The sequence below is a fragment of the Amycolatopsis thermophila genome (genome assembly GCF_030814215.1).
In the GTDB taxonomy this organism is placed as follows: domain Bacteria; phylum Actinomycetota; class Actinomycetes; order Mycobacteriales; family Pseudonocardiaceae; genus Amycolatopsis_E; species Amycolatopsis_E thermophila.
Window position 1 is genome coordinate 5,248,142 of record NZ_JAUSUT010000001.1, and the last position, 23,913, is coordinate 5,272,054.

A 23,913-nucleotide genomic window follows, 5' to 3' on the forward strand; every position below is an offset into this window, starting at 1 on the left:
GGGCCACTGTGGACGATCGGGGGCCCCGGCCCGACCGCCCGGCGGATCCGGCCACCGCGACGCACCGGCGCGGGGGAGCGTCGAAAGTCCCCGGCCGTGGTGTCCGAAGGCCCTCCCCTTCGCGCGGTCGCCGGACCACCCTGAGGGACATCGCGGGGCCTGCCTACGGCGACGCCGTCGGCAGAGGTGAGCACGGGAGGTTTCCAGATGCGGGAGAAGAACTGGACCGTCGAGATCGTCATCGACGAGCACGAGCGGCGCACCAGGGCGACGGCGCGCCTGCACACCGGGGCCCCGACCCACCTGGTCGGCGTCGGCACCGCGCGGCTCAACCCGGCCGACGCCGACGTTCCCGAGATCGGCGACGAACTGGCCGCCGCGCGGGCGCTGAACGACCTGGCCCACAAGCTCCTCGACGCCGCCGCCGGCGACATCGAGCGGGTCACCCACACCCCCGCCCACCTGCACCACTGATGATCACCACACGCGCCGGGTCCCGGGTGATCGCGATGCCCGCGAGTCCCCGCTCACCGGTGCCGCGGAGGGCCGGAAGTCCCTCCCCGAGGTGACCATGGGCCGCTGCCCGCACGCACCCCGCGTTCGTAGCGTCGAAGGCATGCGAGCACTCGACATCATGAGCAGGCCGGTCACCACGGTGACACCGGACGTCCCGGCGAAGGAAGCCGCCCGGATCCTGTCCACGCACGGGTTCACCGCGCTGCCCGTGGTCGACGACGACGAGCGTCTGGTCGGCATCGTCACCGAGGCCGACCTCATCGCCGGCCGGGTGCCGCCGGACGCGCGGTACCCGCGGCCCGAGGGCCAGCCGCACCGCGCCGGCGCCTCGGTGGGCGAGGTGATGACCACCCCGGCGACCGCCATGGCACCCGGGTGCGACCTCGCCGCGCTGGCCCGCGCCCTGCTCGACGCCCGCATCCGCGCGATGCCCATCGTCGACGGCGACCGCCTGGTCGGCATCGTCACCCGCGGGGACATCGTCCGCGTCTTCGCCCGCAGCGACAGCGCCATCGCCGCGGACGTGCGGCGCCACCTGAGCAGGTACGGCGGGCCGGACCGCTGGCACGTCGACGTCCGCGACGGCGTGGTGCGCATCGCCGACGACTTCGACGACGAAACCGACCGTCACGTGGCGACCCTGCTGGCCGAGGCCGTGCCCGGCGTGGTGGAGGCCACCATGGTCAGCACCGCGGGAGGCCGGGCATGAGCGGGGAGCAGGACGCGATCGTCGCCGGTACCGACGGCTCGGAGGGGTCCCTCCGGGCCGTCCGCTGGGCCGCGCGCGAGGCCGCCCAGCGCCACGCGCGGCTGCACGTCGTCCACGCCTGCGCACCCCTGGTCGGCCTCTACGGCGCCGGGCTGTCCGCGCTGCGGGGGGCCTCCGAGCAGATCCGGCGGGCCGCCCGCGAGCGCTTGGACGAGGCCGTCCGGGTGGCGCACGACGCGGCCGGCGACGAGGTCGTGATCAGTTCGGAGATGCCGGAGGAAGCGGCGTCGCCCCTGCTGGTCGAGCGGTCCCGCCGGGCCCGCATGATGGTCCTCGGCTCGACCGGGACCGGCGGCTTCACCGGCATGCTCGTCGGGTCCACCGCCGTGCAGGTGTCGGCCCACGCCGCCTGCCCGGTCGTGGTGGTCCGGGGCCGGGAGGCGGCGGAGGGACCGGTCGTCGTCGGGGTGGACGGAAGCCGGGGCGGTGAGCGAGCGCTGGCCACGGCCTTCGAGGAGGCGAGCCGGCGCGCGGAGCCGCTGGTCGCGGTGCGGTCCTGGAACGACGCCGAGTTCCCCGGCTACTACGGCAACCTGTACCTGACCGTGGACTGGGACGAGATCGAGAAGGACGAGCAGCGGACGCTGACCGAGCAGCTGGCCGGCTGGGCCGGGAAGTACCCGGACGTCGAGGTCGAGCGGGTCGTCGTGCGGGACCGGCCCTACCGCCAGCTGCTGGAGTGGAGCAGCCGCGCGCAGCTGCTCGTCGTCGGCAGCCGCGGCCGGGGCGGGTTCCGCGGTCTCCTGCTCGGTTCGACGAGCCAGGCCCTGATCAACCACGCCGACTGCCCGGTGGTGATCGTGCGGCCGGGACAGGACCAGTGACCACCGCGTGGGCACCGCGCTCAGGTGGGGAGCCGGCCGCCCGCCGTGCTCAGCGCTGCGCCGCCCGGTCCCGGCCGACGTAGCGGATCACCTCGACCGGTTCGACGACGACCATGCCCTCGCCGATCAGGTCGTCCAGCGTGGGCAGGAACCCGCGGATCCGGGCCTCGTCGTCGACGATCAGGACCACCACCGGCAGGTCGTCGGACAACGACAGGATGCGCGTGGTGTGCACGTGGTTCGAAGCGCCGTAACCCTCGATGCCGCGCAGCACGGTCGCGCCCGCCAGCCCGGCCGCGTGGGCGCGGTGCACGATCTCGGTGAACAACGGCTTGTGGTGCCACAGGTCGGACTCGCCGACGAAGATCGTCAGCCGCAGTGCGCCTCCCTGGAGTTTCATCGCCTCACCATCCGCCGCGCCGCGCCGGCGGTCAATGCGCCGGCCGCCCGGAAGCGCCGGGTCACCGCCGCACGGCGACCAGGTGGGCGAGCAGGTCCCGCCAGCTGACGATGCCGACGATGTGGCCGTCGTGCACGATCGGCAGGCACCGCTGACGCGAGTCGACCAGTGCTTCGGCCACGTCCGCCACGTCCGCGTCCGGCTCGGCCGTGACCACCGGCCGGTGCATCAGCGCCGCCACCGTCGCCGGCCGCGCGCGAAGCAGGACGCCGTCGTCGGGCTCGCTGCGGGCCATCAGCCGCGCGGCGGCCAGATCGGACTCCCGCACCAGCCCGACGAGCTCGCCGGACTCGGTCAGCACCGGCAGCGTCGTGAAACCGCGCTCCACCATCGTCGCGGCCGCCTCCTCGGGCGTGGTGTTCGGCGTGATGCCGACGACGGGGGTGCTCATCAGGTGCCGGATCTGCATACGCCGATCTTCGCCCCGCCGCGCGGCCGCGGCCAGGGCACAACGTCCCCCCGCCGAGGGACCAAGGCGAGGACCGAGGGCCCTTCGCCCGGGCGCCCCGCCGGACCAGGCTGGAACCACCGGAAACCCGGAGGAGTCCCGATGAACGTCGGCGCCAGGGCGGGTGGCACCGCGGGCGCGTGGTCCCGCTTCGGCACCCGCAGCCCCGGCCGTGACCCCAGGAAGGAGAAGACGGTGCCCAAGATCGACTGGAAGCGGTTGCGGCGCCAGGAGAAGCGGCCGGCCCGGCGGCGGCCCTGGCTCGGCTCGTGGACCGGGCTGCTCGCCGTGTTCGCCTACGTCGGCGCGATCGGCCTGTTCACCGGAGTCCTCGACTTCGGTGCGGAGGTGAACGAACGGCTGCCCTTCCGCAGCCCGGTCTTCGCCGGGGTCTCCCTCGCGGTGATCGTGGGCGTCCCGATGACCGTGGTGACGGTCTTCGCCGCCCGACGCGACAACCGGACCGGCCCCGCCGCCGTGGTGGCCGGTCTCGCGCTGATCGGCTGGATCGTCGTCGAGGCGGGCGTGATCCGCACCTACAGCGTGTTGCAGCCGGTGTGCGCGCTGGCCGGGCTGGCCGTGCTGATGGCGGGGCTGAAGGACTTCCGCCCGCCGGGTGGGGCATGAGCGGGGCTCGTTCGTCGCGGCCGCCGAGCCGGGCGGCCTGCCCGCGATGACCGGACGGAAAAGAGCCGAACGGCCCCCGCCTCAAGGGCCGCTCTCCTCTGACCCGCGACCGGCTCCGGCGGACAGGATCACCTCATGAACCCACGCTCGATCCTGGCCGGTGCCGACGGCTCCCCGTCCGCGCTCAACGCGGTGCGGTGGGCGGCGCGCGAGGCGGCGTCGCGGCGCCTGCCCCTGCGTCTCGTGCACGTGGCTCCGGACGGCCGGCAACCGGGAGACCGCCCGCTCGAGGAAGCCCGCCGCCGCGCCGAGGCGACCGAGCCCGGCCTCGAGGTGCGCACGGCCACCCGGACCGGACCGGCTGCCGCGGCACTGATCGACGAGGCGGGCACCGCGTCCCTGGTGGTCCTGGGCTCCCACGGGCTCGGCGGCTTCCCCGGCATGCTGCTCGGCTCGGTCTCCTCGGCGCTGGCGGCCCACGCCCCCTGCCCGGTGGTCGTGGTGCGGGGCACGCTGCCCGACGACCCGCCGCCGGAGCAGGGCCCGGTGGTGGTCGGCGTGGACGCCTCGCCCTCGAGCGACGCCGCCATCGCCTTCGCCTTCGACGCCGCCGGCCGGCGCGGGGCGCCGCTGACCGCGGTGCACACCTGGACCGACATGTCCCTCGGCGAGACGTGGTCGGTGCTGCCGATCGACGTCGACTACGACGAGGTCGCCGAGGACGAGCGACGGCTGCTGGCCGAACGGCTCGCCGGCTGGTCCGAGAAGTACCCGGACGTGCGGCTGATCCAACGGACCGTGCGGGACCGCCCGGTGCGCGGCCTGCTCGCCGCCGCGGCCGGCGCCCAACTGCTCGTCGTCGGTTCACGCGGGCGCCACGAACACCACGGCATGGGACTCGGTTCCACCAGCCAGTCCCTGCTGCACCACGCCGCCTGCCCGGTCGCCGTGGTGCGCTGACCCGAGGAGACAACCATGATCTGGTCCACGGTGGAGATCCAGGCACTGGCGCGGGCCGCGAGCCGGGCGCCCTCGGTCCACAACTCCCAGCCCTGGACGCTGGAGGTCGCCGACGACGTCGTGCACCTCTACGAGCGGTTCGACGTGGCACTGCCCCGGCACGACCCGGCCGGCCGCGACCGGGTCCTGTCCTGCGGCGCCGCGCTGACCAACGTCGAGCTGGCGGTGCGGGCGCTGGGATGGCGGCCCGGCATCGAGGTCCTGCCCTCGGCCGAGCGGCCGGACCTGGTCGCCACGCTGCGGGTCCGCGAACGGGCGGAAGCCACCGCCGCGGAGAGCGCCCGCTACTCGGCGATCTTCCAGCGCGGCAGCTACCGGTCGCCGTTCGCGCTGCACCACGTCCCGCCGCGCGTCCTGCGCCGCCTCGGCGACACCGCGGCGGGGCCGGGAACCGAAGCGCGCCTGGTCCGGTCGCGCACCGAGGCGGCGCCGCTGGCGGACCTGCTGGCCTACGCCGGGCTGGCGCTGCGCGCGGACCGCGCCTACCAGCGGGAGCTGTCCGCCTGGACCGCGCAGTTCCGGCAGCCGCCCGCGGAGGCGACGACCGTGCCCTGGTCGGGTCTGGTGCGGGCGGACACCCACCTGCCCGACACCGTGACCCTCACCGAGCGCATCGCGGCGGAGTCCCTGCTGATCGTCCTCACCGCCGACGACACCCGCCGCGACCACCTGCGGGCCGGGGCCGCCCTGGAACGCGCCTGGCTGGCCGCCGTCGCCGAAGGGCTCGTGGGCTCGGTCCTGACCCAGCCCCTGCACCTGCACGAGGTGCGTGCCGGGCTGATCGAGAAGCTCGACCTGCCCGGTTATCCACAGGTGATCCTGCGGATCGGGTATCCGGTCACCGCCACGCCGGCGCGCGTCGTGGTCCCCGCCGGACGGGGAACGGTGTGAGGGCAGGGCCGGGATGCTCGCCTCGCCCACGGCAGGGCACAAAGTCCTCACCCGCGTCGACCTCGGCCCTTCCGCGTCGGGTCTTCCGCCCGTCGATCTCCCGCCGGTCCGCGAATAGCGTCGAGGACACGGAGGGGTTGTCGATCCCGGAACCGACCACCTACGTCCGCCGGGCCGTCGCTCCGGCGTGACGACACGAGGGGAGGCGCCATGCGGGCATGGCGGTTGCAGGCCTGGAAATCGGACCCGGAGCTGGTCGAGGTCGACCAGCCCCGTCCCGGACCCGGCCAGGTGGTCATCCGGATCGGCGGCGCCGGCGCGTGCCACTCGGACCTGCATCTGATGCGGGAGTTCGACGCGGGACAGCTGCCGTGGGGACCCCCGTTCACCCTGGGCCACGAGAACGCGGGCTGGGTGCACGAAACCGGCGACGGCGTCACCGGTCTGCAGGTGGGGACACCGGTGGCGGTGCACGGGCCGTGGGGCTGCGGGACCTGTTCCCGGTGCCTGGCCGGCCTGGACCCCTACTGCGAGAACCCGGAGGCCGCACCCGTGGCCGGCGGTGGCGGGGGACTGGGGCTGGACGGCGGCATGGCCGAGTTCATGATCGTCCCCGCCGCCCGGCACCTCGTGCCGCTGCCCGACGGACTCGACCCGGTCACCGCGGCGCCCCTGACCGACGCGGCCCTCACGCCCTACCACGCGGTGCGCCGGTCGTGGGGCAAGCTGTCGCCGGGCAGCACCGCGGTCGTCATCGGCATCGGCGGCCTCGGGCATCTGGCCGTGCAGATCCTGAAGGCCACCACGGCGGCGCGCATCGTCGCCGTCGACACCCGCGGCGAGGCGCTGGACCTCGCCGGGCGGGCGGGCGCCGACCTGCTGGTGCCGGCGGGGGAGCGGGCGGCCGAGGAGATCCGCCGCGGCACCGGCGGCCGCGGCGCCGACGCGATCTTCGACTGCGTCGGCACCGACCGGACCCTCGCCCTCGGTGTCGCTTGTGGACGCATGCTCGGCGACCTGACCATCATCGGCCTGGGCGGCGGAGCCGTGCCGGTGTCGTTCTTCGGCGTCCCGTACGAACTGTCGGTGCAATCCACCTACTGGGGCAGCCGCCCGGAACTCGTCGAGGTCCTCGACCTCGCCGCCCGCGGCCTGCTGAACACCGCGACCACCACTTTCCCCCTGACCGACGCGCTGGAGGCCTACCGGCAGATGGAAGCCGGGAGCCTCGTCGGCCGCGCCGTCGTCGTGCCCTGACCTTTCCCGAGGAGCGCCCATGTCACCGCCCACCGTCGTCGGCGGCCCCCTGCTGATCGCCCGCGCGGGGTGAGGCCGGTGCCCAGACCGACCGTCGGCGACCTGATGACCCACCCCGTCGTGTCCGTGGTCAAGACGATGCCGTTCAAGAACCTCGTCGCGCTCCTGGCCCGGCACCGGATCGGCGCGGTGCCGGTGGTCGACGAGCAGGACCGGCCGATCGGCGTGGTGTCGGAGACGGACCTGCTCGCCAAGGAGGCACAGCGCGGTGACCGCATGCCCTCGGCCTTCGCGCGCGCCCGGCGGTGGCGCTGGTGGGGCAAGTCGCGGGCGGTGACCGCGGAAACCGTGATGACCCGGCGCGTGGCGGTGATCGGGCAGGACGAACCGGTTCCCGTGGCCGCGCACCGCCTGGTGCACGAGGACCTGCGGCGCCTCTACGTCGTCGACGGCGCCGGGGTGCTCGTCGGCGTGCTCGCCCGGCGGGACGTGCTGCGCGTGTTCCTGCGGCCGGACGACGAGATCGCCCGCACCGTCGAGCAGGAGGTGCTCGCCCGGTGCCGGTGGGCCGAGGCCGGCCAGGCCCGCGCCGAAGTCGCCGACGGCGTCGTGACACTCACCGGCTCCGCCGGCCGGCGGAGTGAAGCCGATCGCGTGGCCCGCCTGACCGAGGCGATCCCCGGTGTGGTGGCCGTCGTGAACCAGGTGCGCTTCACCGTGGACGACCGGCTTCCCGGACGGCCCTGAGACAGGAGGGACCAGCATGACCACCCCGACCGGAGCGATCGTCGTCGGTGTCGACGGCTCGGAAGCGTCTGCCGCCGCGGTGCGTTGGGCGGCCGCCGGCGCGGTGCGGCACCACGAGCGCCTGCACATCGTGCACGGCTTCGCCCCCTTCGCCGGGCTCTACGGCGCCGGGATGCCCGTGCTGCACAGCGTGTACGACGACTTCGTGACCAGCGCGAAGGACCTGCTGGCCGATGCGGTCCGGACCGCCCACGACACGGTCGGGGAGACCCTCGAGGTCACGACGGCCATGCCGCAGGACCCGCCGTCGGCCGTCCTGATCGAGGCCTCCCGGTCCGCGCGGATGGTGGTGCTGGGCGCGTCCGGCTCCGGCCGCGTCACCGGCGTGCTGGCCGGGTCCACCGCGGTGCAGGTCGTCTCGCACGCGCACTGCCCGGTCGTGATCGTGCGGGGACGGCGCGGGGCGGTCAACGGCCCGGTGGTAGTCGGCGTCGACGGCAGCCCGCTCAGCGACCGCGCCCTGGGCGCGGCGTTCGACGAGGCCTGCCGGCGCAGCGTGCCGCTGGTGGCGGTGCACGCCTGGAGCGACGAGGACCTGACCGGCCCGTTCGGGGTGTTTTCCCTGGCCGTCGACTGGGAGGAGGTCCGGCAGGACAACGAGCGCCTGCTGGCCGAGCGGCTGGCGGCCCGGCAGGCGGAGTACCCCGGTGTCAAGGTGGAGCGCGTGGTCGTGCGCGACCGGCCCCGGCACCAGCTGATCGACTGGAGCCGGCAGGCGCAACTGGTCGTCGTCGGCAGCCGCGGCCGGGGCGGGTTCACCGGGCTGCTGCTCGGCTCGACCAGCCAGGCACTGATCCACCACGCCGACTGCCCGGTGATGGTGGTCCGCCCGGACGGCGGGTGACCCGCCCGACCCGCACCGCCGGCACCACGCCCGGCGCGACCGTGGCGGTGGCGAGCGCGACGGGGCCCGCGGGTGGGAGAGCAGAACGGATCGGGCGGCGGGGACCATCGGCCCTTCACGGACCCTCCCGCGCCGGAACACGCTGGGGACACCAGGGAACACGAGCGGAAGGACGGCCCCATGACCGGGATCGTGGTGGGAGTGGACGGCTCGGCGGGCAGCGCCGCGGCACTGCGATGGGCGGTGAGTGAGGCGGCGCGGTCCGACCGGGAGGTCGTCGCGGTCAACGCCTGGACCTACCCGGGCACCGGGATGACGGCCGACGAGGTGCGTGACGCGCGTCGGCGGGCGCTCGGCGAGCTGGCCGACCAGGTGCGCGACGAGGGACCGGGTGTGAAGATCCGCACGGAGGTCGTCGAAGGCGATCCCGTGGACGTGCTGTTGTCCACAGCGGACGGAGCGGCGATGCTGGTGGTCGGCAGGTACGGCTACGGGCGGATCTCCCGGGCCCTGCTCGGTTCCGTGGGGGCCCAGTGCGTGCGCCGCGCGCAGTGCCCGGTCGTGATCATCCCGGCCGCGCGCGGCGACCGGCACCCGCTGGCCGCGATGGAGGCCGTGCCGCGCCCGATCCTCTGAGCGGCCACGCCCGCCGCGGCGCCGCGTCGACGACAGGGGAAGGGCCCCCGGGACACCCCGGAGGCCCTTCCCCGCTCGCGGAGACTCCCCTCTCCGCGGAGAACTCAGCGCATCGCCGGCCGCACCACCGGCGCCCACGCGTCCCGGTGGGGACCGTCGGCGTGCTCGCCGGCGTGCACCTTGGCCGCGAGCACCGCCGCCTGCGTGCGGCGCTCCAGGCCGAGCTTGCTCAGCAGGCGCGAGACGTAGTTCTTGACGGTCTTCTCGGCGAGGAACATGCGCTGGGCGATCTGCGCGTTGGTCAGGCCCTCGCCGATGAGGTCGAGCAGCGTCCGTTCCTGCTCGGTCAGCCCGGACAACGGGCCGTCGTCGATGGCGTTCGCGCGCAGCTTGGCCATCAGGGTGGCCGCGGCGCGGGTGTCCAGCAGCGACCGGCCGGAGCCGACGTCGCGCACCGCCGTGGTCAGCTGGATGCCGGCGATGTCCTTGATCGCGTAGCCGCCGGCCCCGGCGAGGATGGCGTTGAGCATCGCTTCCTCGTCGGTGTAGGAGGTCAGGAACAGCACGTTCAGCTCGGGCAGCCGGGAGCGCAGTTCGCGGCACAGTTCGATGCCGTTGCCGTCGGGCAGGCGCACGTCCAGGACGGCGACGTCCGGCCGCAACGCCGGGATTCGGGCCAGCGCCTCCGCCACCGTCGACGCCTCACCGACGACGACCAGCTCCGGATCGGTGTCCAGCAGGTCGGCGACACCACGGCGGACGACCTCGTGGTCGTCGACGAGAAACACGGAGATCACGGCGGTACCCCTTCTGGTGGTGCTGACCTCCTCACGCTAGAGCGCGGCGGGCCCGGGCGGGGTCGGCGGAAGTCACCTCGCGCGGGGACCAAGGTCATCAGTTGGACGGGTCACGGGCCGCAGTCCCCGCGTCCGCACGACCAACGACCCTTCTCCGGCCGGCGACGGGGCAGCTGCCCCTGCGGCTCGACAGGGTTCGCCTCACCCGGCGCGCTCCCGCCCGGTCGGAACCGGGGATCGCCGAGGCCACCGTGGCCGCCGGCGACCGCACCGTCCGCGCCCCGAAAACAGCCGGCGCGCCCCGGCGCGCGAACGACCGCATCCGGCGGCACGTCACCTCGTTCGCCGCCCGGTCCGCGCTCGCCCGACCGCGGGCCCGGGGACGGGTTTGCGGCCGAAGCGCCGGTAGGCGAGCGGGCCGGCGAAGTTGACCGCGATCGCCAGCGCCCAGGCGCGTTTGGGCCCGCGGACCTCGTCGGCGGGGCGGCGCCACAGGTCCCACCACGCGCCGGCGGCGAGCGCCACCTGTACGGCGGCCGCCGTCACGATCACCGCCCGTTCGGCCGGGCTCAGGCCACGCCAGTGGTGGGTGCGTTTCACGTCCGGGCCTCCTCGTCGTCGATGCTAGTGCGGATGGGGCGCACCCGTCGCGGGCTGCGGGGCCGTGTGTTCAGCCGCACCCGGTGCGGCAGGGCCGGGTCGCGAGCAGCGCGGACGTCGCGGCGGCGACCGATCTGCGGGTTTCCTCGCCCTCGCCCGGTCGTGGCGTTCCTGGTCCCGGCTACCGGGGCACCGCGCCGGGTCGGCCCCTCCGCTGAGCATCGACCGGTTCCTGCTCGTGCAGTGGCCGGCGCCCTTCGGTCGTCACCCCGGGCCGGAGCGGGCGAGGTCGTCCCGCTGCGGGTCAGGCCGGGGTGGCCAGCGGCGCCGCCGGGTCGGCGAGGTGCTCCGGATCGACGGTGCGCCCGCTGCGGATGAGGTCCTTGACCGGGTCGATCCCCTCGTCCCACTGGTTCACGTGCAACCCCGCCACGACGCGGCCCCCGGCGAGCCAGAACGCCTGGAACGCCCGTGCCGCGAGGTCCCCGCGGACGACCAGCCGGTCGTAGCCGCCGGGCGGGAACCACCCGGCGAATTCCATGCCGAGGTCGTACTGGTCGGAGAAGAAGTACGGCAGCTCGTCGTAGCTGACCTCGTGCCCGAGGATCGCCCGCGCGGCCGCCGGGCCCTGCTTCAGCGCGGTCGCCCAGTGCTCGACGCGGATGAGGCCGCGGTAGAACGGGTGGTAGGCGCGGGCGATGTCGCCGGCCGCGAAGACGTCGGGGTCGCCCGTGCGCAGCGACGCGTCGACCAGGACGCCGTCGTCGACCGTGAGCCGGGCCGCGGCGGCGAGCTCGGTCTCGGGCCGCGCGCCCACGCCGACGATGACGACATCCGCGGGGATCACCGTGCCGTCCGCGGTGACCACAGTGGACACCCGGCTCGCGCCGCGCAGCTCGGCGACGCCGGTCCCGAGGCGGAAATCCACGCCGTGCGCTCGGTGGACGTCGGCGAAGAACCGGCCCAGCTCGGGCCCGAGTGGACCGTGCAGGGGAGTGGGGGCCGGTTCGACGACCGTGACCTCGCATCCCATCGTGCGCGCCGCGGCGGCCGTTTCCAGGCCGATCCACCCCGCGCCGACGACCACCACCCGGCCGCCTGCACCGAGTTCCGCGTGCAGGGCGTCGGCGTGCCGGAGGCGACGCAGGTAGTGCACGCCGTCCAGGTCGTGGCCCGGCACGCGCAGCCGCCGCGGCGACGAGCCGGTGGCCAGCAGGAGTTTGGTGTAGCCGATCCGTTCGCCGTCCTCGAGCTCGACCAGGTGCGCCGCCCGGTCGAGCCGCGTGACGCGGCGGCCCAGGACGAGTTCGATCCGGTTGCCGGCGTACCACTGCTCGTCGTGCAGGAACACGGCGTCCCGGCCCGTCTCGCCCAGCAGGTAGCCCTTGGACAGCGGCGGGCGGTCGTAGGGCCGGTCCGGTTCGGCGCCGACCAGCACGACACGGCCCGCGAAGCCTTCCGCGCGCAGGGTTTCGGCGGCCTTCGCGCCCGCGAGGCCCGCGCCGACGATGACGACGACGTTGTCGTGATCCATGTCGATCTCCCGTGGTGGTCAGCCGGCGATCCCGGTCAGGGCGAAGAACTCCTGCCGCGTCGCGCGGTCCTCCCGCAGCAGGCCGTGCACGGCGGAGGTGACCGTGCGCGATCCGGCGACCTGCACGCCCCGCAGCGACATGCACAGGTGCTCGGCCTCGATCACCACGCCGACACCCTTGGGTGCGAGGTGTTCCTGCAGCCAGTCGGCGACCTGCTGGGTGAGCCGTTCCTGCACCTGCAGGTCCCGGGCGAACAGCTCGACGACACGGGCCAGTTTGGACAGTCCGAGGATGCGGTCGCCCGGCAGGTACCCGACGTGGGCCACGCCGTGGAAGGGCAGCATGTGGTGCTCGCACAGCGACCACACCGGGATCCGCTTGGCGACCACCAGCTCGTCGTAGGCCTCGTCGTTGGGGAACGTCGTCAGCTGGAACTCGCGCGGGTTGAGCAGTTCCGCGTAGGACTTCGCGACGCGCCGCGGGGTGTCGGCCAGGTGCTCCGACGTGGGGTCCTTGCCCAGCGCGACGAGCAGGTCCCGGACCGCGCGTTCGGCCGCGGCCAGGTCGACGGTGCCGCGGCCGTGCACCACGTTCAGGTGCCGGACCGGCGCATCCAGGTCGCGCAGTTCGTTGACGGTCACCAGCCCTCACCCCTTCTAAAAACAGGATGTGCTGACCTTAGAACGCCCGCGGAGTTTTCGTCAAACGTCACTTGTTTTAGAGTGGGGTGATGGACGACGCAGTGTCGGCCGTCGCCGCTCTCGAGGAACCGACGCGCCGGCGACTCTACGACTACGTGGTGCGGCAGCCGGACCCGGTCGGCCGCGACGAGGTCGCGGCCGCCACCGGCCTCCCGCGCGCCACGGTCGCGTTCCACCTCGACAAACTGGTCGCCGAGCAGCTGCTCGACGTCGGCTTCGAGCGCCGCACCGGCCGCAGCGGGCCGGGAGCCGGGCGGCCGGCGAAGCTCTACCGGCGGTCCGGCCGGCAGGTGACGGTGTCCCTGCCCGAGCGCCGGTACGAGCTGGCCGGGACGCTGCTCGCGGGCGCGCTGGAGGAGGCGGACCGGACCGGGGGGCCACCGGGCCCGATCCTGCGCCGGCGCGCTCGTGAGCTCGGCGAACAGCTCGGCCGTACCGCGGTGGGTGTCCCGGTGGAGAGCATCTTCGAGGAGTACGGGTTCGAACCGCGCACCGGGCCCGGCGGGACGGTGTTCGCGAACTGCCCGTTCCACCGGCTCGCGCAGGAGCACACCGAACTGGTCTGCGGCATGAACCTGAGCTTTGCCGAAGGGCTGCTCGCCGGGCTGCGGTGCGCGGACCTCTCAGCCCGCCTCGAGCCGCTGCCGGGGGCCTGCTGCGTCCGCCTGCGCCCAGGGGTGCCGTCATGACGCCCGAGGAGCGCGAGCAGGTGCCCGACGAGGGTGGCGACCCGGCGTGCTGGCTGGCCCGGGTGTGCCCGGAGTGCGGCCTGGTCGCCGACGTCGACCCGCCGACCGTGTGTCAGCGGTGCGGGACCCGGCTGGAGACCGGCGACCAGGGGTGAGCGGCGCGGTGGGCGTGGCGGACGCTGCCGGTCACCGCCGCCCTTCCGCCTAAGCTGGAGCCCCGCGCCAGGAACAGGGAGGCTCTGGTGACCGAGACGACGGTGGCCGACGTGCTGGCCGAGCTGGCCGAGCTCGAGGACCCGAAAGCCCGCGCCGTCAACGAGAAACACGGCGACGACCACGGCGTGAACCTCTCGAAGCTGCGCGCCCTGGCGAAGCGGCTGAAAACGCAGCAGGACCTCGCGCGCCGGCTGTGGGGGACGGGGGATTCCGCGGCGCGACTGCTCGCGACCCTGATCTGCCGCCCGAAGGCGTTCGAGCGCGACGAGCTGGACGCCATGCTCCGTGAGGCACGCACGCCCAAGGTCCACGACTGGCTCGTGAACTACGTGGTGAAGAAGAGCCCGCACGCCGAAGAACTGCGCCGGTCCTGGTTCGCGGACCCGGATCCGGTCGTCGCCAGTGCGGGCTGGGCGCTGACCACCGAACGGGTCCACAAGACACCCGCGGGTCTCGACCTCGCCGGACTGCTCGACACCATCGAGGCGCAGATGAAGGACGCCCCGGACCGGCTGCAGTGGGCGATGAACGCCTGCCTGGCCCAGATCGGGATCGACCACGCCGGGTACCGCGACCGCGCGCTGGACATCGGGGAGCGCCTCGAGGTGCTCAAGGACTACCCGACCCCACCGAACTGCACGTCCCCGTTCGCGCCCGTCTGGATCAGCGAGATGGTGCGCCGGCAGCACGAGCGGTCCGGCTAGGCGGCAACCGGCTGGCCGCGCTGGGGCCGGTGTGCCACGCCGCCGAGAATCCAGCGGCTGGTCTTGGAAGCGGCGCTCCCGCGACAGTTCCGGCTCGCCGAGGTCGGCGAGGGCCCTCTCGTTGAGCTGGGTCCAGGAGCCTGCGTCGCCGGGCGCGGCCGGGATCGACCCGTGCCGGCGCGGCCCACCGCCGCAGGCCGAACTTCCCGGCGGCGCTCGATCTTCCCGTCTCTGCGCGCACTGGCGCGGGAGCTGCGCCCTGCCCCACGCCACCAGATCCGCACCGGCGAACCACCACCGGTGCGCGGCACCTCGTCAGGCGGGGATGAGGACGGTCTTGCCGGGCAGACGGCCGGCGTCGGAATCCGAGTGCACCGCGGGGAGTTCGGCCAGCGGGCGCCGGGCGGCGACGTCGATCCGCAGCTCCCCGGCGTCCACCCGGGCGACGAGGCCGGCGAGCTGGTCGGCCTTGCTCAGGGCGAAAACGCGCGTGGTGCGGATGCCGCGCCCCGGGTCGTCCGGGGGCGGGGTGGTGGTGCTGACCAGGGCCCCGCCGTCGGCGACGAGCCCGGCCAGCGCCGCGATCTCGCCGGGCGAGGTGGGCACCAGGTTGAGCACGACGTCGAATCGCCGGCCCGCGTCGGTGACGGGGGTGGTGGTGTGGTCGATGAGCCGGTCGGCACCGTGGTCGCGGAGGCGGTCGGCGCTGCGCGGGCTCGCCGTCGCGGTGACGGTCGCGCCGGCCCGCCGGGCGAGCTGCACGGCGTAGCCGCCCACCGCGCCACCGGCCCCGTTGATCAGGATGGTCTGCCCGGACCGCAGGCCGGCGTGGTCGAACAGCGCCTGCCACGCCGTGAGCCCGACGGACGGCAGTGCCGCGGCGTCGGCCAGGTCGACGGTCTTCGGGGCCGCGGCGAGGACCTCGGCCGGCGCGAGTGCGTACTCGGCCGCCGCGCCGTCGGCGTCCAGCGGCAGGAACGCCACGACCGCGTCGCCCGCCTGCCAGCGGCCGACGCCGGGACCGGCCTCGGCGATCGTCCCGGCGAGGTCGATGCCCGGCACGTGGGGCAGGGCCAGCGGGAACACGTCCCGCAGGGCGCCGGCGCGGATGGCCGCGTCGACCGGGTTGAACGAGGTCGCCGCGACCTTCACCAGCACCTGCCCGGTGCCGGGGACCGGCGTCTCGGCCTCCTCGTGGACGAGCACATCGCTGTCGCCGTAGCGGTGGTAGCGCACTGCCTTCATGGTCTCCTCCTCGGACGGGTTGCTTCGATGTCGAAGCACTAGACCAGAGTAGCGTGTTTCGACATCGAAGCAAGTTGTCGCTGTCGCGACCGCCGCCACACTGCTTCCAAATCGAAGCATTATGCTGAGGGGTATGGCGGATGACCTGCGTCCCGAGCAGCTGCAGACCTATTTCGCGCTCGTGGAGGCCACCGCCCTCCTCCACCACGCGGTCGAACAGCACCTGCGGGCGGACGGCGGCCTGAGCTACGTCCAGTTCCAGCTGCTGGCCCGGCTCGCCGGGTCCGCGGGCCAGCTGACGATGACCGAGCTGGCCGACGGCGTCGTCTACAGCCGCAGCGGCCTGACCCACCAGGCGGGCCTGCTGGAGAAGGCCGGCCTGGTCACGCGCGGCCCCAGTCCCGACGACCAGCGCGCCACGCTGGTCACCATCACCGACGCCGGGCGCGCCCTGGTCGAGAAGGTGCTGCCCGGTCACGTCGAGGTGGTGCGCAGCCTCCTGTTCGATCCACTGTCCGAAGAGGACCTGCCCCGCCTCGGTGACATCATGACCCGCGTCCGCGACCACATGCGCGCCCTGCCGCCCCGCTCGGTCACGACCCGCAAACGCCGCACCGCGACCGGCGACGACCGGCGAAGCCCGTCCTGACGCGTTTGCGGTCGCCGGCGCGGGAGTCGGCGGGTGCCACACCGGATGGCGGCGCCGGCCTGGCATCGCGCAATTCCCCGGCGGCGCCGAGGTCCGGATGGCGCGGGAGCTGTGGCCCTTGTGCGCCCCATCGCCAGAACCGGTGGCAGACCGTCTTCCGAGGCCCGTTCCGGTCCGGCAGGTCCCGCCACGCGATCCGGTCTCGCACTCGTGCGCGCCACAACCCGAGGTCGAACCAGCCAATCCGCCGCGCTGTGCGGACTCTCCCTAGGCCGTATCCGGGTAAGTCATCGGAGCCGGAGGATGATGGCGGCGATGGTGTGTTCGGCGTGGTAGCAGGCGGCGCGTTGGGCGGAGCGGGTGGCGAGGTCGCGGAACTGTTCGAGCCGGTTGAAGCAGCGTTCGACCACGTTGCGCCGCTTGTAGGTTTCGTGTCGCCGGCGTGGCCGCCGGTGGGCAGCACCCGAATCGGCAGGCCGCGCCCGTCGACGGCGAGGTGGATCAGTCGAGCACCTGCCGGTGATCCCGCCACCGCCGCCCCCGGCCGGACATCGGCGGCAGCAGCGGCTCACTCCACGCCCACGCCCGATCCATCACCTCACCCCGACCCACCACAACCCAAGACCAAACCAGAACCCCAGAGCTCACCTAGGCGTCCTTAGTGGACAGACGTCTGGCGGAACCGCCCCGTGCGGGAGGGGTTTCGTCGGCCCGGCGGGTGAGCACCAGGGGGGCGTCCTCGGTGATGGCGACCGTGTGCTCGGAGTGGGCCGTGCGTGACCCGTCGGCCGAGCGGATCGTCCAGCCGTCGGCGTCGTGCACGATCCGGTCGGTCGTGCGGGCGAACCAGGGTTCGAGTGCGAGGGTCAGCCCCGGCCGGAGCTTCAGGCCGCGGCCCGGGCGGCCCTTGTTGGGCACGTGCAGGTCCTCGTGCATGGTGCGGCCGATGCCGTGGCCCCCGAACTCGGTGTTGACCGGATAGCCGTAGTCGCGCGCCACGGTCCAGATCGCCGCCGAGATGTCACCCAGCCGGTTGCCCGGGCGCGCCACCTCGATCGCCGCCTCCAGCGCTTCCTCGGTGGCGCGGATGATCCGCAGGTCCTCCTCGGCGGCGGTGCCGACGACGATCGTGCGCGCCGAGTCGGCGACCCAGCCGTCGATGCCGACCGCGAGGTCCGCGGTGAGCACGTCCCCGTCCCGCAGCGTGTAGTCGTGGGGCAGGCCGTGCAGGACGGCGTCGTTGACGGACAGGCAGATGACGTTGCGGAACGGGCCCCTGCCGAAGGACGGGGCGTAGTCCCAGTAGCAGGACTCCGCCCCGCGCCGTTCGATCATGCCGCGCACGTGGTGCTCGAGGTCCAGGAGGTTGACGCCCACGTCGGCGAGCCGGCCGACCTCGGAGAGCACTTCGGCGACGAACCGCCCGGCCACGTGCATGCGGTCGATCTCCGCAGGCGTCTTCAGTTCGATCACGACTACCTCGCGTCACAGGGTTGGTATAGTTATACCGAAACCCTAGCACGTGCCGGTATAGTTATACCGCGCCGGTCAGTGGTCGTTGTACCACTGCGCGGTGTCCTGGTACGCGTACGGCGTGCCGCTCCGGTAGAGGTAGATCCGGAAGTTGACGTAGGCGTTCTCCGGGATGTCGTGCTCGCTCGCGTCGGTCGACCGGCAATTCCCGTTTCCGCCGACCTTGAGGGTGTATTCGCCGCCGTTCCAGTACACGTCGACGCCGACCGCCCATCCGTCCGCTTCGATGTCGCAGACCTGGACGACGTCGCCGTGTTCGGTGAAGTACACGACGCCGCCGGGGTCGCCGTCGTTGGTGCGGACACTGTGGTCGGCGGCGGCGGCTTCCGGCGCGCCCAGCAGCGCCGCGGTGGTCAGCAGCCCGGCGCCGGCGAATCCGGTGATCATGCGCGAAATCTTCATCGTTGCCATCGCAGGTGATCTTCGCAGTTCCGCCCCGCGCGAAGTGGACGTTCCGCTGATGGGCGGCGGCACGGTTCGCCCGTTTCAGGCCGCCGGGGCCGCCTCCGGTGCGGGTCCGGTGCGGTTGCGGTACGGACGCCGGGGAGCGGCTGGTTGCATGTTCTATGTCATAGACCATAGAATCCGCGGCGTTCCGCGGGGAAGGAGGCCGGTGAGCCCTCGCAAGAGCGACAGTCGTGACCGGATGGTTCGCAGTGCCGTCTCGCTCCTGCGCGAACACGGCGCGAGCGCGACCAGCGTCGACCGGGTGCTCGCCCACAGCGGAGCCCCACGCGGGTCGGTCTACCACCACTTTCCCGGCGGGCGGACACAGCTGATCGAGGAGGCGGTGGTGCTCGCCGGGGACGTCATGACCGGCGTGATCGAGGCCGCCGCGGAGGCCGACGACCCGGTCGAAGCCGTCGACGCGTTCTTCGCGTTGTGGCGCGACCGGCTCGTGCACGGCCGCTTCCGGGCCGGCTGCCCGATCGTCGCGGTCGCGGTGGAGGCCACCGACGACGCGCCCCAGCTCGCGCGTTCCGCGGCCGCGGCCTTCGCCCGCTGGCAGGAGGCGCTCACCGCGCTGTTCCGGCGGCACGGCCTGCCCGAGGAGCGCAGCCGCAGGCTCGCCGCGCTCATCATCGCCGCCGCGGAGGGCGCGCTGGTCCTGTGCCGGGCCCAGCAGAGCACGGCCCCCATCGAGGCGGCCGCCGCCGAGATCCACGACCTGCTCGTCCACGCCCTGCGCACCCCGTGACCGGAACCCGAAGGACCCCCCGCATGCCCACGCTCGACCGCCAGGACGACGTGTTCGTCCTCGACCTCGGTGACGGCGAGAACCGCTTCCACCCCGACTGGATCGCCTCCGTCGACGCCGCTCTGGACGACGTGGAGAAGGCGCCGGGACCGCGTGCGCTGGTGACCACCGCGACGGGCAGGTTCTACTCCAACGGGCTGGATCTGGAGTGGCTGTCCGCCCACGGCGACCGGTACCGCGAGTACGTCGACTCCGTCCACGGGCTCCTCGCGCGCGTGCTGTCCCTGCCGGTGATCACCGTCGCCGCGATACCGGGGCACGCGTTCGCGGCCGGCGCGATGCTCTCGCTGGCCCACGACTTCCGGGTGATGCGCGCCGACCGCGGCTTCTGGTGCCTGCCCGAAGTGGACATCGACATCCCGTTCACGCCCGGCATGTCCGCGCTCATCCGGGCCCGGCTGACGCCGCAGACCGCCCACGAAGCCATGGTGACCGGACGGCGGTACGGCGGCACCGACGCGCAGGCGGCCGCCATCGTCGACCGGGCCGTCGCCGAGGGCGCCGTCCTGGCCACGGCCGCCGAGATCGCGGGGGCGCAGGCCGCCAAGGCCGGCTCCACCCTGGCCACCATCAAGGAACGCCTGTACGGCCCGGCGCTGGCCCTGCTGCGCACGACCACCGCCGCCGAGCAAGGAGAACGCGCGTGACGAGCACCGATCTCGCTGCCATGTCCGGTCTGGAACTGATGCGGTGGGTGCAGACCGAGAGCCCCGCCGAGCTCCCCTCGATCCGGCGGCTGCTGGGCATGCGCTTCGACGAGGTCGAGCACGGCCGCATCGTCATCTCCCTGGACACCCGCCCCGACTTCGCCAACCCGCTGGGCACCGTCCACGGCGGGATCGCCGCCACGCTCCTGGACTCCGTGATGGGGTGTGCCGTCCACACCACGCTGCCCGCCGGCGTCGGCTACACCACGCTCGAACTCAAGGTCAACTACATCCGCTCCGCCCGGACCGACGGCCAGACCCTGACGGCCACGGGCACCGTCATCCACGCCGGCCGTCGCACCGCCACCGCCGAGGGCCAGGTGCTCGACGAGCGCGGCAAGCTGATCGCCCACGCCACCACGACGTGCATCATCCTGCGCGACGGCTGATGGTCCACCCGACGGCGAACGCGACTTCCCCCACCGCAACGACCACCGCCGAACCCACACCGCCCTCGGCGGCCAACCCGCCCATCGCCGGCGTCGACAACTTCACCGGGCACCACCCCTAGCCGGCGGGCTCGAGCTGGTTCCGGGAGTGCAGTTCGTGCGACAGGCTGGTGGCGAGCCCGGACAGTTCGGCGGCCGTTTCCAGCAGGCTGGGTGCCAGGGTCTCCATCCGCTCGTCGGTCAGCTGGACGCTCGGGCCGGCGATGCTCACCACCCCGAGCGGCTTGTCGCTGTCCGGGTCGACCAGGGGCGCCGCCATCGCGGAGATGCCCTCCTCGACGCTGTCGTGCACGCGGGCCCACCCCTTCGCCCGTGCCTCGTCGATGCGCGCCTGCACCTCGGCCAGTGTGCGGGGCGCGTTGCGGCCGGCCGGGTGCCGGTCGTCGGGGTCCTGGCGGGCCACCAGCCGCGTGCTCGCCGTCAACGCGCGCGGCACCCTGCTCACCCTGCAGCTCGCCGCGCGGTGCCTGCGCGACTCCGGCGCGGCGGTCGCCGTCGCCTCGATCCAGGCGCTGCTGCCCAACCCGCTGTCCGCGGACTACGCCGCGTCGAAGGCCGCCGTGCTGAGCCTGACCAGGTCCTTCGCGGCCGAGCTGGCGCCGCGCGGGATCCGGGTGAACGCGGTCGCGCCGGGACGCATCGACACCGCGCTCTCGGACTACGGCAGCGCCGAGGTCGGGCGCCTCACCGGGCAGGACGCGGGGGAAACCCTGGCGCGACGGCTCGCGACCAACCCGCTCGGCCGGATCGGCCGGGCGGACGAGGTCGCCGCCGCGGTCGCGTTCCTGGCCTCCGACGACGCCTCCTACATCACCGGCGAATGCCTCAACGTGTGCGGTGGGGACGTGATGGCGTGATCCCGCTCGACGCCGCCCCGTCCGGCCGGGGCCACGCGGACCTGCACCTGACACCCGAAGCGGCCGTGGCCCTCATCGCCGACGGGGCGAGGGTCGCCGTCGGCGGCACCGGCTCGCTCCTGCAGGTCCCCGAAACGCTGCTCGCGGCGCTCGAACAGCGCTGGGAGCGGGACCACTCGCCCGCCGGGCTCGACGTCGTGCACGTCATGGGCCTGGGCGACCACACCGGCCGCGGAATCGACCACATCGCGATCCCCGGCCTCGTGCGCCGCTTCGTCGGCTCGCACTTCGTGCTCTCGCCACGGCAGCAGTCGGTCATCGCCCGCGGCGAGGTCGAGGCGGTCGGCCTGCCCGCCGGGACGATCTCGCTGCTGTACCGGGAGATCGCCGCGCGCCGGCCGGGCCTGTTCACCGACATCGGCCTCGGCACGTTCGTCGATCCGCGGCAGCAGTGGGGGCGGATGAACGCCGGCACCACCGAAGGTCTCAGCGAGCTGGTGACCGTCCGGGGCGAGGAGTGGCTGTTCTACCCGCGCTTCGACATCGACGTCGCCCTGTTGCGGGCCACCGAGGCCGACCCCGACGGCAACATCGGCATGGACGACGAGGCCGCCCTCGGCGACAACCTCGCGATCGCCCAGGCCGCGCACAACAGCGGCGGCACCGTCCTGGTCGAGGTGAAACGGCTGGTCGGGCGTGGCGCCATCCCGGCGAACCGGGTGCGGATCCCCGGACCGCTCGTCGACCACGTGGTCGTCACCGGCTACCCGAACCAGACCCCGGTCACCGTCACCGACCCGCGGCGCACCGGAACCACGGCGAACCGGCCGACCGAGGTCGAACCGCTGCCGTTCGACCAGCGCAAGGTGGTGGCCCGGCGCGCGGCGATGGAGCTGCACGAGGGCGACCTGGCCAATCTCGGTGTCGGCATGGCCAACGGGATCAGTTACGTGGCGCTCGAGGAGGGTTTCCTCGACCGGTTCACGCTCACCGTCGAGCAGGGCATCTTCGGTGGCCTGCCCGGTGTGGGCCTGGACTCGGGCACCGCGATCAACCCGTCGGCCGTGGTGGACATGCCCGGCCAGTTCGACCTCTACGACGGCGGCGCGCTCGACTTCGCCGGCCTCGCCTACGCCGAGGTCGACCGGCGCGGCAACGTCAACGTCGCGGCTGCGGGCGGCAAGCCGATCGGGCCCGGCGGGTTCATCGATATCAGCCAGAAGGCCCGCACCATCGTGTTCTGCGGCACCCTGCGCGGCGGGGGCCTCGAAGTCCGGCTGGACGACGGGAAGCTCACCATCACCCGCGAGGGCCGCTACCCGAAGTTCGTGCCGGAGGTCTCGCACATCAGCTTCAGCGCCGAACGGGCCTGCCGCCGGGGACAGCGGGTGCTGTACGTGACCGAACGGGCCGTGTTCCGGCTGACCGGCGAGGGCGTGGAACTCATCGAGATCGCCCCCGGCGCCGACCTCCGGCGCGACGTCCTCGACCGGATGGGCTTCGTCCCGCTCATGCGGTCCGAGCCGCGCCCGATGGATCCCCGCCTGTTCCGGCCCGAGCCCGCCGGGCTCAAGCCGCACCCGAGCACAGAAAGGCCCCAGCACGCATGACGGACGCGTTCGAAGGCATCCGCATCCTCGACTTCACCCAGCTCGAACAGGGCCCGTCGGCGACCCAGGTGCTCGCGGACTTCGGGGCCGAGGTGATCAAGGTCGAGCGGATCGACGCCGGCGAGATCGGCCGGTTCCAGCCGCCGCTGCTGGCCAACGGCTTCAGCCCCCACTGGTCGGCGACGAACCGCAACAAGAAGAGCATCAGCATCGACGTCAAGTCCCCCGAGGGCAGGGAGATCATCCACACCCTCGCCCAGGACGCCGACATCGTCGCCAGCAACTTCCGGCCCGGTGTGATGGACCGGCTCGGCTTCGGCTGGGAGCAGCTGTCGGCGATCAACCCGCGCATCATCGTCGCCTACGCCTCGGGCTACGGCCTGTCCGGACCGTACGCGCACCGGCGCGGCCAGGACCTGGCGGCGCAGGCGATCAGCGGGCTGATGGCGCTGACCGGCAGTAAGGAGACCGGCCCGGTCCCGACCGGTACCTTCATGATCGACTACCTCGCCTCCATGCAGTTCGCGCAGGGCATGATGATCGCACTGGCGGCCCGGGAGAAGACCGGCCGCGGGCAGGTCGTCGACTCCAACCTGCTCAACGCGGCGATCACCAGCCACCTGCAGGAAGGCACCACCTACCTCAACACCGGGCAGCGGTTCGACCGGCCCGCCGCAGGTATCGCCCATGCCCACAACACCGCCCTCTACGGCTACTACGAAGCCGCCGACGGCCTGTGGTTCACCCTCATCGGCGAGTTCTACGTCGACCGGCAGTGGCAGCGCGCCGCCCGCGCGTGCGGGCTCGACCAGGACGTCGCCGACGATCCGCGGTTCCAGACGATCGACGGCCTGCGGGAGCACACCGAGGAGACGCACCGGCTGCTCGCCGAGGCCATCCGCAAGTTCCCGCGCGCGGAGATCATGGCCCGGTTCGAGGCCGAAGACGTGCTCGTCGCCCCGGTCCACGACTACGACGCCGTCTTCGACGATCCGCAGGTGCGCCACAACGGGCTCGTGCTGGAGGCCGAAGTGGACGGTGTCGGACCGGTGAAGTTCGTGGGCATGCCCGTCGCCCTCACCGAGACCCCCGCCCGGCTGCGTCACCTCCCGCCCACCATCGGCCGGCACAACGACGAAGTCCTCACCGCCGCGGGCCTGTCCCCGCAGCGGATCGCCGAACTCAAAGCCGCCGGCGTCGTCGGCTCCGAACGCGACCGCGAACGCGACGGCGGCACCCCCGCCTGGTCCTGACCACCCGAGGA

30 protein-coding genes are annotated in these 23,913 nt (G+C 73.4%); 20 read left to right on the forward strand and 10 right to left on the reverse strand.

Going from position 1 to position 23,913, the window contains the following annotated elements; translation table 11 throughout:
* The first annotated feature begins 207 nt into the window (after window positions 1-207).
* From FB470_RS25710 to FB470_RS25720, 3 genes are all read left to right on the forward strand, one after another.
* Complete coding sequence (locus FB470_RS25710) at window positions 208-474, forward strand: DUF1876 domain-containing protein (protein WP_306995605.1); 267 nt, start codon at window positions 208-210, stop codon at window positions 472-474.
* Window positions 475-616: 142 nt separating this feature from the next.
* Window positions 617-1,225 carry a CBS domain-containing protein gene (locus FB470_RS25715; RefSeq protein WP_306995607.1) on the forward strand — a complete coding sequence of 203 codons (609 nt, stop codon included), beginning with the start codon at window positions 617-619 and terminating at the stop codon, window positions 1,223-1,225.
* Window positions 1,222-2,109 carry a universal stress protein gene (locus tag FB470_RS25720; RefSeq protein WP_306995609.1) on the forward strand — a complete coding sequence of 296 codons (888 nt, stop codon included), beginning with the start codon at window positions 1,222-1,224 and terminating at the stop codon, window positions 2,107-2,109. The genes FB470_RS25715 and FB470_RS25720 overlap by 4 nt, the downstream gene beginning before the upstream one ends.
* A 49-nt stretch (window positions 2,110-2,158) precedes the next feature.
* On the opposite strand, the gene FB470_RS25725 is transcribed toward FB470_RS25720, so the two are convergent.
* On the reverse strand, window positions 2,159-2,509 hold the full coding sequence (locus tag FB470_RS25725; RefSeq protein ID WP_306995611.1) for a DUF190 domain-containing protein: 351 nt from the start codon (window positions 2,507-2,509) through the stop codon (window positions 2,159-2,161).
* Between the two features lie 61 nt (window positions 2,510-2,570).
* The gene (locus FB470_RS25730) at window positions 2,571-2,978 is read right to left on the reverse strand and encodes a CBS domain-containing protein (protein WP_306995612.1); all 408 of its coding nucleotides are present in this window, start codon (window positions 2,976-2,978) and stop codon (window positions 2,571-2,573) included.
* A 141-nt stretch (window positions 2,979-3,119) separates the two neighbouring features.
* Between FB470_RS25730 and FB470_RS25735 the strand changes: the two genes are divergently transcribed.
* The 7 genes from FB470_RS25735 (at window position 3,120) to FB470_RS25765 (ending at window position 9,099) form a co-directional block, all read left to right on the forward strand.
* A complete protein-coding gene (locus FB470_RS25735; RefSeq protein ID WP_306995614.1) occupies window positions 3,120-3,644 on the forward strand; it encodes a hypothetical protein in 525 nt (174 codons plus the stop codon).
* 135 nt (window positions 3,645-3,779) lie between these two features.
* Window positions 3,780-4,604, forward strand: a complete 825-nt coding sequence (locus FB470_RS25740) for a universal stress protein (RefSeq protein WP_306995616.1) — start codon at window positions 3,780-3,782, stop codon at window positions 4,602-4,604.
* 15 nt (window positions 4,605-4,619) lie between these two features.
* Window positions 4,620-5,555: an Acg family FMN-binding oxidoreductase gene (locus FB470_RS25745; protein ID WP_306995617.1), complete on the forward strand. Its 936-nt coding sequence runs from the start codon at window positions 4,620-4,622 to the stop codon at window positions 5,553-5,555.
* 210 nt (window positions 5,556-5,765) lie between these two features.
* Window positions 5,766-6,812: an NAD(P)-dependent alcohol dehydrogenase gene (locus tag FB470_RS25750; protein WP_306995618.1), complete on the forward strand. Its 1,047-nt coding sequence runs from the start codon at window positions 5,766-5,768 to the stop codon at window positions 6,810-6,812.
* Window positions 6,813-6,890: 78 nt separating this feature from the next.
* Complete coding sequence (locus FB470_RS25755; protein ID WP_306995620.1) at window positions 6,891-7,559, forward strand: CBS domain-containing protein; 669 nt, start codon at window positions 6,891-6,893, stop codon at window positions 7,557-7,559.
* Window positions 7,560-7,575: 16 nt separating this feature from the next.
* On the forward strand, window positions 7,576-8,463 hold the full coding sequence (locus FB470_RS25760) for a universal stress protein (RefSeq protein WP_306995621.1): 888 nt from the start codon (window positions 7,576-7,578) through the stop codon (window positions 8,461-8,463).
* 180 nt (window positions 8,464-8,643) lie between these two features.
* The gene (locus FB470_RS25765; protein ID WP_306995624.1) at window positions 8,644-9,099 is read left to right on the forward strand and encodes a universal stress protein; all 456 of its coding nucleotides are present in this window, start codon (window positions 8,644-8,646) and stop codon (window positions 9,097-9,099) included.
* A 104-nt stretch (window positions 9,100-9,203) separates the two neighbouring features.
* Here the strand turns inward: FB470_RS25765 and FB470_RS25770 are convergent, their stop codons facing one another.
* From FB470_RS25770 to folE, 4 genes are all read right to left on the reverse strand, one after another.
* On the reverse strand, window positions 9,204-9,896 hold the full coding sequence (locus tag FB470_RS25770; RefSeq protein ID WP_306995625.1) for a response regulator: 693 nt from the start codon (window positions 9,894-9,896) through the stop codon (window positions 9,204-9,206).
* A gap of 333 nt (window positions 9,897-10,229) precedes the next feature.
* Window positions 10,230-10,496: a PLDc N-terminal domain-containing protein gene (locus tag FB470_RS25775; RefSeq protein WP_306995627.1), complete on the reverse strand. Its 267-nt coding sequence runs from the start codon at window positions 10,494-10,496 to the stop codon at window positions 10,230-10,232.
* Window positions 10,497-10,800: 304 nt separating this feature from the next.
* Entirely contained in the window at window positions 10,801-12,030 is a 1,230-nt protein-coding gene (locus FB470_RS25780; protein ID WP_306995629.1) for an NAD(P)/FAD-dependent oxidoreductase, read from the reverse strand.
* An 18-nt stretch (window positions 12,031-12,048) separates the two neighbouring features.
* Window positions 12,049-12,648, reverse strand: coding sequence for a GTP cyclohydrolase I FolE (gene folE / locus FB470_RS25785; protein WP_306999480.1), 600 nt, complete (start codon window positions 12,646-12,648; stop codon window positions 12,049-12,051).
* A 113-nt stretch (window positions 12,649-12,761) separates the two neighbouring features.
* Between folE and FB470_RS25790 the strand changes: the two genes are divergently transcribed.
* The 3 genes from FB470_RS25790 (at window position 12,762) to FB470_RS25800 (ending at window position 14,341) form a co-directional block, all read left to right on the forward strand.
* The gene (locus FB470_RS25790) at window positions 12,762-13,421 is read left to right on the forward strand and encodes a helix-turn-helix transcriptional regulator (protein WP_306995631.1); all 660 of its coding nucleotides are present in this window, start codon (window positions 12,762-12,764) and stop codon (window positions 13,419-13,421) included.
* Window positions 13,418-13,576 carry a hypothetical protein gene (locus FB470_RS25795; RefSeq protein WP_306995633.1) on the forward strand — a complete coding sequence of 53 codons (159 nt, stop codon included), beginning with the start codon at window positions 13,418-13,420 and terminating at the stop codon, window positions 13,574-13,576. The genes FB470_RS25790 and FB470_RS25795 overlap by 4 nt, the downstream gene beginning before the upstream one ends.
* 87 nt (window positions 13,577-13,663) lie before the next feature.
* Complete coding sequence (locus FB470_RS25800) at window positions 13,664-14,341, forward strand: DNA alkylation repair protein (RefSeq protein ID WP_306995635.1); 678 nt, start codon at window positions 13,664-13,666, stop codon at window positions 14,339-14,341.
* Window positions 14,342-14,656: 315 nt separating this feature from the next.
* Here the strand turns inward: FB470_RS25800 and FB470_RS25805 are convergent, their stop codons facing one another.
* On the reverse strand, window positions 14,657-15,586 hold the full coding sequence (locus FB470_RS25805; RefSeq protein ID WP_306995637.1) for an NADP-dependent oxidoreductase: 930 nt from the start codon (window positions 15,584-15,586) through the stop codon (window positions 14,657-14,659).
* 133 nt (window positions 15,587-15,719) lie between these two features.
* Between FB470_RS25805 and FB470_RS25810 the strand changes: the two genes are divergently transcribed.
* Window positions 15,720-16,235 carry a MarR family winged helix-turn-helix transcriptional regulator gene (locus FB470_RS25810; RefSeq protein WP_306995639.1) on the forward strand — a complete coding sequence of 172 codons (516 nt, stop codon included), beginning with the start codon at window positions 15,720-15,722 and terminating at the stop codon, window positions 16,233-16,235.
* Window positions 16,236-16,883: 648 nt separating this feature from the next.
* On the opposite strand, the gene map is transcribed toward FB470_RS25810, so the two are convergent.
* Both map and FB470_RS25820 read right to left on the reverse strand, forming a co-directional pair.
* The gene (gene map / locus FB470_RS25815; RefSeq protein WP_306995641.1) at window positions 16,884-17,708 is read right to left on the reverse strand and encodes a type I methionyl aminopeptidase; all 825 of its coding nucleotides are present in this window, start codon (window positions 17,706-17,708) and stop codon (window positions 16,884-16,886) included.
* Window positions 17,709-17,783: 75 nt separating this feature from the next.
* Window positions 17,784-18,170 carry a hypothetical protein gene (locus FB470_RS25820; RefSeq protein WP_306995642.1) on the reverse strand — a complete coding sequence of 129 codons (387 nt, stop codon included), beginning with the start codon at window positions 18,168-18,170 and terminating at the stop codon, window positions 17,784-17,786.
* Window positions 18,171-18,414: 244 nt separating this feature from the next.
* On the opposite strand from FB470_RS25820, the gene FB470_RS25825 reads away from it, so the two are divergent.
* Genes FB470_RS25825 through FB470_RS25835 form a run of 3 tightly spaced genes read left to right on the forward strand, consistent with a single transcriptional unit; the run spans window position 18,415 to window position 20,122 of the window.
* Window positions 18,415-18,966 carry a TetR/AcrR family transcriptional regulator gene (locus tag FB470_RS25825; RefSeq protein WP_306995644.1) on the forward strand — a complete coding sequence of 184 codons (552 nt, stop codon included), beginning with the start codon at window positions 18,415-18,417 and terminating at the stop codon, window positions 18,964-18,966.
* Between the two features lie 23 nt (window positions 18,967-18,989).
* Window positions 18,990-19,673 carry an enoyl-CoA hydratase-related protein gene (locus FB470_RS25830; protein WP_306995646.1) on the forward strand — a complete coding sequence of 228 codons (684 nt, stop codon included), beginning with the start codon at window positions 18,990-18,992 and terminating at the stop codon, window positions 19,671-19,673.
* A complete protein-coding gene (locus FB470_RS25835; protein ID WP_306995648.1) occupies window positions 19,670-20,122 on the forward strand; it encodes a PaaI family thioesterase in 453 nt (150 codons plus the stop codon). Before FB470_RS25830 ends, FB470_RS25835 begins: the two co-directional genes overlap by 4 nt.
* A 118-nt stretch (window positions 20,123-20,240) precedes the next feature.
* On the opposite strand, the gene FB470_RS25840 is transcribed toward FB470_RS25835, so the two are convergent.
* Window positions 20,241-20,606, reverse strand: a complete 366-nt coding sequence (locus FB470_RS25840) for an IclR family transcriptional regulator domain-containing protein (protein WP_306995650.1) — start codon at window positions 20,604-20,606, stop codon at window positions 20,241-20,243.
* Between FB470_RS25840 and FB470_RS25845 the strand changes: the two genes are divergently transcribed.
* The 3 genes from FB470_RS25845 to FB470_RS25855 are packed head-to-tail and all read left to right on the forward strand — an operon-like array spanning window position 20,593 to window position 23,902.
* Window positions 20,593-21,039, forward strand: coding sequence for an SDR family NAD(P)-dependent oxidoreductase (locus FB470_RS25845; RefSeq protein ID WP_306995652.1), 447 nt, complete (start codon window positions 20,593-20,595; stop codon window positions 21,037-21,039). The genes FB470_RS25840 and FB470_RS25845 overlap by 14 nt on opposite strands.
* A complete protein-coding gene (locus tag FB470_RS25850) occupies window positions 21,036-22,649 on the forward strand; it encodes an acyl CoA:acetate/3-ketoacid CoA transferase (RefSeq protein ID WP_306995654.1) in 1,614 nt (537 codons plus the stop codon). Before FB470_RS25845 ends, FB470_RS25850 begins: the two co-directional genes overlap by 4 nt.
* Window positions 22,646-23,902, forward strand: a complete 1,257-nt coding sequence (locus FB470_RS25855; RefSeq protein WP_306995656.1) for a CaiB/BaiF CoA transferase family protein — start codon at window positions 22,646-22,648, stop codon at window positions 23,900-23,902. Before FB470_RS25850 ends, FB470_RS25855 begins: the two co-directional genes overlap by 4 nt.
* The last annotated feature ends 11 nt before the right edge of the window (window positions 23,903-23,913 follow it).